10 protein-coding genes are annotated in these 8872 nt (G+C 65.3%); 4 read left to right on the top strand and 6 right to left on the bottom strand.

The window, feature by feature from the left end; translation table 11 throughout:
- Nucleotides 1-182 precede the first annotated feature (182 nt).
- Entirely contained in the window at nucleotides 183-584 is a 402-nt protein-coding gene (locus O2807_07855; protein ID MDA1000415.1) for a hypothetical protein, read from the bottom strand.
- A gap of 163 nt (nucleotides 585-747) precedes the next feature.
- Between O2807_07855 and larE the strand changes: the two genes are divergently transcribed.
- Genes larE through O2807_07835 form a run of 4 tightly spaced genes read left to right on the top strand, consistent with a single transcriptional unit; the run spans nucleotide 748 to nucleotide 3816 of the window.
- Entirely contained in the window at nucleotides 748-1596 is an 849-nt protein-coding gene (gene larE / locus O2807_07850; GenBank protein MDA1000414.1) for an ATP-dependent sacrificial sulfur transferase LarE, read from the top strand.
- Nucleotides 1593-2348, top strand: coding sequence for a nickel pincer cofactor biosynthesis protein LarB (gene larB, locus O2807_07845; protein ID MDA1000413.1), 756 nt, complete (start codon nucleotides 1593-1595; stop codon nucleotides 2346-2348). Before larE ends, larB begins: the two co-directional genes overlap by 4 nt.
- Nucleotides 2345-3577 carry a nickel pincer cofactor biosynthesis protein LarC gene (gene larC, locus O2807_07840; protein ID MDA1000412.1) on the top strand — a complete coding sequence of 411 codons (1233 nt, stop codon included), beginning with the start codon at nucleotides 2345-2347 and terminating at the stop codon, nucleotides 3575-3577. The genes larB and larC overlap by 4 nt, the downstream gene beginning before the upstream one ends.
- Complete coding sequence (locus tag O2807_07835) at nucleotides 3574-3816, top strand: MoaD/ThiS family protein (protein ID MDA1000411.1); 243 nt, start codon at nucleotides 3574-3576, stop codon at nucleotides 3814-3816. Before larC ends, O2807_07835 begins: the two co-directional genes overlap by 4 nt.
- Here O2807_07835 and O2807_07830 read toward each other — a convergent pair whose 3' ends face one another.
- From O2807_07830 to O2807_07810, 5 genes are all read right to left on the bottom strand, one after another.
- On the bottom strand, nucleotides 3817-4278 hold the full coding sequence (locus tag O2807_07830; GenBank protein ID MDA1000410.1) for a MaoC/PaaZ C-terminal domain-containing protein: 462 nt from the start codon (nucleotides 4276-4278) through the stop codon (nucleotides 3817-3819).
- A 30-nt stretch (nucleotides 4279-4308) separates the two neighbouring features.
- Entirely contained in the window at nucleotides 4309-5136 is an 828-nt protein-coding gene (locus O2807_07825) for a hypothetical protein (protein MDA1000409.1), read from the bottom strand.
- 9 nt (nucleotides 5137-5145) lie between these two features.
- Nucleotides 5146-5583 (bottom strand): biopolymer transporter ExbD, encoded by a 438-nt coding sequence (locus O2807_07820; protein MDA1000408.1) that lies wholly within the window; start codon nucleotides 5581-5583, stop codon nucleotides 5146-5148.
- An 8-nt stretch (nucleotides 5584-5591) separates the two neighbouring features.
- A complete protein-coding gene (locus O2807_07815; GenBank protein MDA1000407.1) occupies nucleotides 5592-6191 on the bottom strand; it encodes a MotA/TolQ/ExbB proton channel family protein in 600 nt (199 codons plus the stop codon).
- Between the two features lie 40 nt (nucleotides 6192-6231).
- Nucleotides 6232-8872, bottom strand: a 2641-nt coding sequence (locus O2807_07810) for a tetratricopeptide repeat protein (GenBank protein MDA1000406.1), incomplete at its 5' end; no start/stop codon positions are given.

The following is an 8872-nucleotide window of genomic DNA, read 5'->3' as shown; positions in this document are numbered from 1 at the left end:
CCTCCTCGATGGAGCGGCCCGGCACATAAGCCTTCAGCGTATCCACGCCGCGGCGCAACATGTCCTTCACATTCCGATCTGCCATTTCGTCCAACCTCAAGAGCGTTTGGTGCGCGGCACGAAAAAACGGGGCGAGTGTACCACAAGCTCCGCCGGCCGCCGGAGAGGAAAATCGCCGCTTCCTACCGGGGAATCCCGACTCGGGCGGTTTTCCCGCCCCATCCCGCGACAGAATCACGTGCCTCGACAATCACCACGCGCACACCGGGCGGAATCTTCACCCCCTCCAGCGAACGCGTGAAGGGCTGCTCGTCCACATGCGGATGATAGAGCACGCGCACGCCCAGCACCTTCCCCGCTTCGGTCCGCACCCGGAAGGCGTTGGCGTATTTCTTCCAGCCGGTGTCGGGCGAGGAAATGGTCGCGTCCACGCGCCACGCCCCGGGCCCGGTCCGAGTGAGCGCCGCCTCAATGACATCGGCGAACTGGCGCTCCCTGCGGGGCGCACCCTCGGAGAGCTGCGAAAACCCCAAAACCGCCGCAAGAAAAACCGGAAAAATCCATACCCCGCTTCCACGTTTCATGCGCCCTTCCCTTCAAGACTACTCTCTCCGAAATACAGAGCGGCATATCCAAATTCAAAGCCTTATACCATGGCCTTCTGCCGAGGTGAGGTCCGGTTTCATTGCCCCGGCTCCGTCGCCGGGATAGAATAGGCCCGCCGCTGGAAAAACGGGGAGGCATTCCTTGCGCACCACTATCACAACGGAAAAGCTGCACGCACTGGAGGACATGCTCCGGGAATGGGGAGGCGTCCTTGTCGCCCTCTCGGGCGGGGTGGACAGCACCTTCCTCGCCCACATCGCCCACCAAACCCTCGGGGCGCGCGCACTCGCCGTCACGGGCCGCTCCGTCACCCTGGCCGCAGCCGAGTTCGAGGAGGCCATCCAGCTCTCCCGCCACATCGGCATCCGCCACCGCTTCGTGGACTCCAAGGAGATCGAAATCGAATCCTTCGGCAACAATCCCCCGAACCGGTGCTATTTCTGCAAGAGCGAACTCTATTCGGTCCTGCGGGCCGTGGCCGAGGAAGAGGGCCTACCCGTCATCGCGGACGGCTCGAACGCCGACGATGCGGAAGACTACCGCCCCGGCATGGAGGCTGCCCGCGAACTCGGCGTGCGCAGTCCGCTGATGGAGGCAGACCTCACCAAGGAGGAGATTCGCGCCCTCGCGCGCGAGTTCGGCCTCCCGAACTGGGACAAGCCCGCGCAGGCCTGCCTCTCGAGCCGCTTTCCTTACGGCGACAAGATCACTCCGGAAAAAATCCAGCAGGTCGAACAAGCCGAGAGCGCCCTCCGGCGGCTCGGCTTCCGCCAGCTTCGGGTCCGCCACCACGGCACCATCGCCCGCCTCGAAATCCCGCGCGCGGAAATTCCGGCGCTCTTCGAGGATGGCCGGCTGGATGAAGTCGTCAGACGCATCAAGGAGGCGGGATTCGTATACGTCGCTGTCGATCTGGAAGGTTTCCGCTCGGGGAGCATGAACGAGACCCTGGCGGCAGGCCGCCGCCCTTCCCTGACAATTCTGCCGTGAACCCGGACGCCCTTTTTCAACTGCTCGATGAGGTGCGAAGCGGTGCCGTGCCGATCGAGAAGGCCGTCGAGCGCCTGCGCGATCTGCCCTTCGAGAACCTCGGCCACACGCGGGTTGATCACCACCGCCCCCTGCGGAACGGATTTCCCGAAGTCATCTTCGGCGAAGGGAAAACGCCCGAGCAGGTCGCGGCGATCGCCCGGAGCCTCGCGGAGAAAGACACCCCCGTCATCGTGACGCGCGCCGGCGAGGCGCACGCGGCGGCGCTCCGGGCCGCTTTCCCTTCGGCCGCATGGAACCCGGTGGCCCGGATGATCATCCTCACCTCCGGGAAGGAAAAGAAGAAGACCGGCTGCATCGCCGTCCTGTGCGCCGGCACATCGGATCTGCCCGTCGCCGAGGAGGCCGCCTGCACAGCCGAGGCGCTCGGCTCCCGCGTCCACCGCGCCTTTGATGTGGGCGTCGCGGGCCTGCAACGGCTCCTGGCCGAGATTCCCGCCATCCGCAAAGCCAACGCCGTCATCGCCATCGCGGGGATGGAGGGCGCCCTTCCCTCGGTGGTGGCGGGACTCGTGTCGGCGCCCGTCATTGCCGTGCCCACCTCGGTCGGCTACGGCGTCACCATGGGCGGGCTCACCCCCCTGTTTGCCATGCTCAACTCGTGCGCCTCGGGCCTCTCGGTCGTCAACATCGACAACGGCTTCGGGGCAGCCTGCCAGGCGCACCTCATCAACCAGCTGGCGGTGCGATGAAAACACTCTATTTCGACTGTTTCGCGGGCGCGAGCGGGGACATGCTTCTGGGCGCGCTCCTCGATCTGGGCCTTCCGCTCGATGCGCTGGAAGCGCAACTCGCGCGGCTGGCGCTGCCCGGCTATTCGCTCTCGTCCAAAAAGGTGATCAAGCAAGGGGTTTCGGCCACGAAATTCGATGTCCACGTCCATGAAGCGCACGAGCACCACACCCACGGAGAGGGGATCCCGCATCATCACGCCCACGGCCGCTCCCTCTCGCAGATCGAGGCGCTGATCCGGGAGAGCGGCCTCTCCGGTCCAGTCAAAGCGCGCAGCCTGCGCGCCTTCCGGCGCCTCGGTGAGGTCGAGGCCGGGATTCACGGCGTCCCGGTCGAGGAGATCCACTTCCACGAGGTGGGGGCGGTGGATTCGATTGTGGACATCACGGGCTTTTTCATCGGGCTTGAGTTTCTCGGGATCGAGCGCGTCCTCTCCTCCCCGCTGCCGCTGGGGCGCGGATTCATCGAATGCGCCCACGGGCGGATGCCGGTCCCGGCGCCGGCCACCGCCAAGCTCCTCGAGGGCGTCTCCGTGTTCGATAATGGGCTTGAGGGCGAGGTGCTCACCCCGACGGGGGCGCTTCTGCTTACCGAGTGCGCGGAATCCTTCGGGCCAGTGCCGGAGATGACGATCCACCGGGTGGGCTACGGGGCGGGCGGCATGGATCAACCCGTCCCCAACGCCGTCCGGGGGCTGCTGGGTACGGCGCCCGCCATTTCCTCTCCCGATGCGCCGCCGGCCGCGCTCACGATCATCGAGGCCAATCTCGACGACATGGCACCCGAACTGATCCCCTACGTGATCGAAAAAGCGCTTCAAGCCGGCGCGGTGGATGCCTTCTCGATCCCCGTCACCGGCAAAAAGGGAAGGCCCGGCCACCTGCTGACGGTCCTCTCGCCGAACGGGAAGCGGGAGCAGCTGGCGCGCCTTCTCTTCCGCGAGACGACGACGCTGGGGGTACGCTACCACTCCGCCGAGCGATCGGTGGCCGAGCGCGACTGGTTCGAGGTGGAACTCGAATGGGGAAAGGTGCGCATCAAGCGGGGGCGCTTCGAGGGGGAGACCATCAACCTGGCGCCCGAGTACGAGGATTGCCGGAAGTTGGCGGAGGCCTCGGGGATTCCTCTCAAGGTGATTCTCGAGGCGGCCTCGGCGGCGGCCCGCGCGGCGGCGGGAGATCGGCCGTGAAGATCAGGCTCCGCCTCTATGCAAGCTTCGAGGAGAAGATGCCCGGCGCGATCGATGCCGAGGGCGCCGCGGCGGTGGATTTTCCCACGGGAACCCGGGTGGGCGATGTGCGAGATCAGTGCGGGATTCCCTACGAGGAGGCCTTCATCACCCTGGTGGACGGCCGGCACGCCCGGAAGGATATGCTTCTGGCGGAGGGGGCGGAGCTGAGCGTCTTTCCCGCCATCGTGGGGGGCTGATCAGACCTCCTTCTCCCGTCTCGCCATCATGGCGCCGAAGGTGCCCTCCTGCACCGTCTCGCCCCGCTGATTGAGCAGTTTGAGATTGAGCGTGATGAGCCCCTGTCCCTTGCTCGATATCCGCTTCCCGGCCACCTCGATTTCCCCGTGCACGGTATCGCCGAGCAGGATCGGGCCCCGGAAGCGCCACTCCAGCCCCATGAACGCCTCGATCGTTCCCTCGATCACCCCGAGCCGGGTCCAGAGGCCGATGAGGATCGAAAGCCCGAGGGCGCCGTGGGCGATGCGCTGCCCAAAGGGAGATTGGGCCGCCAGCTCCGCATCGGTGTGCAGATAGGTGTAGTCGCCCGTCAGGCTCGCAAACGCCGATACCTCGGCCTCGCCGATGGTGCGGGCCGCCGTCCGCCAGGACTGGCCCACCTCGAAATCCTCGTAGCAAAGACCCGTCGGCTCATATTCCATGCGGCCCACTCCTTTTCGTGAAATTCGCCCTCAGCGCACCCGGAACCGAAACGACACGATTCCCCACTCCTCGAGCACCTGTATGCCCGGCGGAAGCGGGCTGAAGCGCCAGCGCTTGAGATGGTTCGTCGCCACACCCTCGAGGCGGGCGCTTCCCTTGCGGACGGGCACCACCCGGCCCACCGTGCCGTCGGGCAGGACCCAGAAGCGCAGCTCGATATCCTCGGACTGGGTCAGGCCCGCCATCTTGGGCTCCGGCGGGCGGAATAGAATGTGGCGTGCGGCCGCCGGCCCCCGGATGGGCACCTTGCGCTCAAGCAAGACCTTGGGCGGCGTCTCCAGCCGCGAAATCTCACTCTCCAGAAGCTTCCGCTCGTCCTGGGGAGAGAGCGGGATGTCCTTCCTTCCCTCGAGGTTCCCGCGGTCTCGAAGGGGGGGGATGGGCCGCGGGCCGCGGGAGGCGGCCTCTTTCCCCGGCGCCCCCAGGCGAGCAGGGTCGATCTTCAGGACGGGCTTGGGCAGCTCCAGCTGCGGCACTTTCCGCAGGGGGCGGTTCTCCGGCACCTCGCCAGTGGCCCGCAGCGAGGACCGCGCGGAGAGAGAGGGAGCGGGCCGGGAAATCGTCTGGTTTTCTCTCATTAAACGACTTAAATCCAATGGTTTGGGAATTGAAACTTCAAGCGGAAGTTTAGGCATGAGAGCTTCGGGAATCGGCACCTCGCGCGGCACCATTTCCACCTCGATCAGCTTCTCCTCCGCCTCCCGGATCAGGGGGGTGTGCAGGTTCGGTCCGAGATAGAGCAGGACGGCGTGCAGGAGAAAAGAGACCAGCAAGGACAGGAAAATCGCAAGATTCATGGCATCACTTCAGGGCCGCCGCGGGCGGGCCTTTTCCTTCCTCGCCGGTGACGCCGGCGCGGTGGCGATCGCGATCCGCAGCGCACCCGCCTGTCGGGCGACATCCATCACGCGCACCACGAAGCCGTGCGGCACGTCCCTGTCCGCCCGGATGACAAGGACCCCTTCGCTCTGGTTTTTCATCTCCTCGATCAGCCGCCCCCAGAGCGCCTCGAAGGGAAGCTCCTGGTTGTTCAAAAACACGCGCCGATCGCGCGAGATCACCAAAATGACATCCTTTCGCACGGGGCGCTCGACGGTCACCGTACGGGGAAGATTGACGTTGATCCCTTGCTGGAGAACGAAGCTCGAACTGAGGATGAAGAACAGCAGAAGAAGAAAGATGATGTCGATCATCGGGGTGAGGCCCGGCTGGGCCTGCACCCGGCGAAGTTCCCGGAATTTCATCCCTTCCCTCAGCGCTTCAGGGTATCGACAAGGCGGAAGGAGTGTTTTTCGATCTCGAGAATCAGGCGATCCACCTTGGTGGTGAAATAGTTGTAGAAAATCAACGTGGGAATTCCGATCACCAGCCCGGCCGCGGTCGTGATGAGGGCCTCGCTGATCCCGCCCGCCAGCTGGCTCGGATGGGCGACGCCCTTCTCGCTGATGATGATGAACGTGCGGATCATGCCGAACACCGTGCCGGTCAACCCCAGGAGGGGCGAGATCGCCGCGATCGTGCCCAGAACGCCGAGGTACCGATCCAGAACAGGGATCTCCTGCCGGCCGGCGTCCTCGACGATCTCCTTGATCTCATCGCGGCCCCGATCGTGATGAATGATCGCCGAGAGGAGGACGCGGCCCAGCACCGAGGGATAGTGGCGGCAGAGTGTAATGGCGTCGCCGACGCGCTCTTCCGCCAGAAGCTCCTTCATCTGCTGCACCATATCGAGTCGGATTATTTTTTTCTTCCGCAGGCTGTACGCCCGCTCGATAACGATGGCCACCGCGAAGACGGAACAAATCCCCAGGGGGATCATGAGAATCCCGCCCCGGGACAAAAACTCGAACATGAAGACTCTCCCCAATCAATGGCGGCCTTGCAGGCAGGCGTTATTTTTGGCCGGAAAGGGCTTTTGGGCTGGGCTTCAACAACCGCGCGAGCGCCTTGTGCGCCCGCTGCCGCAGCTCCCCGGGCGGGGCGGTCAAAGCCATCTTCCTGTAGATGCGAATCGCGGTGACCCGCTTCCCGCTTTTTTCATATATCTCGCCCGCCCGGCCCAAGGCACGCGCAACCCATATTGTCTGCCCCGGAAATTGGTAGGTCAACTTCAGAAATTCCGCCGCCGCGCCCGGATCCCTCTTCATGAAGCGAAGCTCCGCCAGGCTGTAAAGCGCCTCGGCTCCGACCTCCTCGCTTCCATGCCGGAGGGCGTCATCCAGGGCGCGGGCCGCCTCCGTAAACTTCTTCTGTTTGACCAGGAGCGCCCCCAGCAGCAAGGCGGCCCTCCCCCGCATCTCGCCGCTTCCATCCGCGCTCGATGAGACCGAACGCAGCGAGCGAAGAGCCAACGCCTCGTTTCCCGTCCGGATCGCGCATTTTCCCAACAGAAACTGCGCCAGCAGTGTATAGCCGTGGCGCGGATACTGCCGGAGAAAAGACTCGAGCCGGGAGATGCTCTCATCACACCTTCCCACCTGGGCGAGCAACTCGCCCACCCGGAAGAGGGCGTCCACCCGCACCGGACTTTTGGGATACTGCTCCATAAGCGATTCCAGCGAGATGAGCGCCGCGTCGAAGTTTCCTCTCCGGCGGTGCACCTCGGCCACCCGCAGAATCGCGTTGGCGGCCAGGGTGCTTCCCGCATAGCGGGTTTCCACCTCGCGGTAGCTGCGGAGCGCGCCCGCGAGCTCTCCCCGCGCGAGATGGAGCTCGCCGACCTGAAACGCCAGGGCGATACTCAGCTCGCTTTGCGGGTAGGCGCGGATGAAGTCCTGGGCCTCTTCCAGGAATTTGGAATAGTTCTTTTGGCGAAACCGCGTGAGAATCAGGCCGTAGAATGCGTCTCGCTTGCGGGGATGGTCCGGATAGCGGTTTTTCATCAGCCGGTACATCCGGTCCGCCTGCTCATATTTCCCCTCGTTGTAGAAGGCATCCGCGATGCGCAGGTAGGCCTCGGGCACAAACGCACTCGATGCGCGGCGGTAGACGAAATCCAGGAGCAGCTCCCGCGAGCGCGCGTAATCCCGCATCCGGAAAGGGATCAGCGCCCGCAGGAACTCCACCTCCACGGCGGCGGCGCTTTTGGGGTATTTCCCCAGAAATTCCTCCAGCGCCTTCGACGCATCAGAGAACCGATCGCGGCGGAAGAGCAGCTTCGCCTTCTGAAGAAGCGCGTTTTCTCCCGCCGGCCTTCCCGTGAACTCCTTTTCGATCTTCTCGAACACCTGGAGAGCGCCGGCAATGTCGCCCAGATTGAAGCGGGCGTCTCCCGCCCGGGCCAGCGCCTCGGAGGCCAGCGGCCCGTTCGGCGCGGCCTGAAACACGCCATCGAAAGCGGCGGCCGCTTCCTTCCATTTATTTTGCCGGTAGGCGATCCATGCCAGCCCGGCGCGCGCCCGGTTGTAGTGGACAGAGTTCGGAGGAATCGCTGCGAAAGCTGCCGCCGCCGTTTTCAGATCGCCCGCCTCGAAGGCCGCTTCGCCGAACCACAGCGCCGCCTCCGGCGCGGCAGCGGGCTTGCCCTTCTCTCCTTCGGCGGGAAATGCCCAGTTCTGCAGCACCGCCATCACCGTGGCGAAATCTTTCAGCCGAAAGGCGGCGAAGGCGGTCGCCATGGCCGCCGATCGGGCGATCTCCCTTTCGGCCTCGCGACCGGGGTCCCCCGGCGGGCTCTCGGCCCCCAGCCGCAAGACCCCGTAGGCTTTTCGTGCCTCCCCGCCGTGATAAAGGCCCAGCCCCTCCACGACGCGCGCCATGCGGTAGATGCGGCCCAGCGGATAGGCGTCGCTCACCCCGGCGGCATGCCGGGCAGCGTCCGCAAATTTCCCGGTGCGGAAAAGCGCCCAGGCCAACTGCAGCTGGAGGGCGCCCAGCTGGTGGTGATCCTTGTGCGCCGCGGAAAACTCCGAGACCTCCTTCTGTATCTCCTGAATCTTCTCGCCCTTGCGCACCGCGACCTCCATGCGGGCCGCAAGGCGCCCCAGCGCGGCGGAAGTTTTGAGGGAGTGCCCGCCATGTTTTTGCAAGAAGAAGTCGAAGGCGCGGCCCGCCTCTTCGGGGCGGGAGAGCCGCAGGCGTGCCCATCCGATGCCGTGCAGGGCTTCCCCCGCAAGGGAGCTGCCCGGCGGCACCATCTCCGACACCTTCAGATAGGCCTTCTCGGCCTCGGCATACTGCTTCTGCTGAAACAGGAGGTGCGCCCGCGCAAGCGCCGCCCGCGCCGCCAGGTTGCCGCCCGCTTTCTCGACGGCGGCATATTGCGCCATCGCCTCATCGGGTTTTCCCGATCTTTCGAGGGCCCACCCCTGAAGATAGCGGGCGTAGGCGTCGCCGAATACGCGCGCGCCCCGCTTCCCCGCCGCGGTGAGCCGCAGACACTCCGCATCCTCCCCCGCCCGGCATCTCTCCTCCGCCAGCGCAATGCGGGCGGCGGGCGCGTAGCGATCCCCCTCGGCCGGGCGAAGCTCCAGCAGGCGCTCCCGCCAGAGAATTGCCTCCCGGATGCGCCGCAGCCGCTCCAGCGTTTCCGCC

The organism is bacterium (assembly GCA_027622355.1).
Lineage (GTDB): Bacteria > UBA8248 > UBA8248 > UBA8248 > UBA8248 > JAQBZT01.
This window is presented reverse-complemented; position numbering and strand designations above follow the sequence as displayed.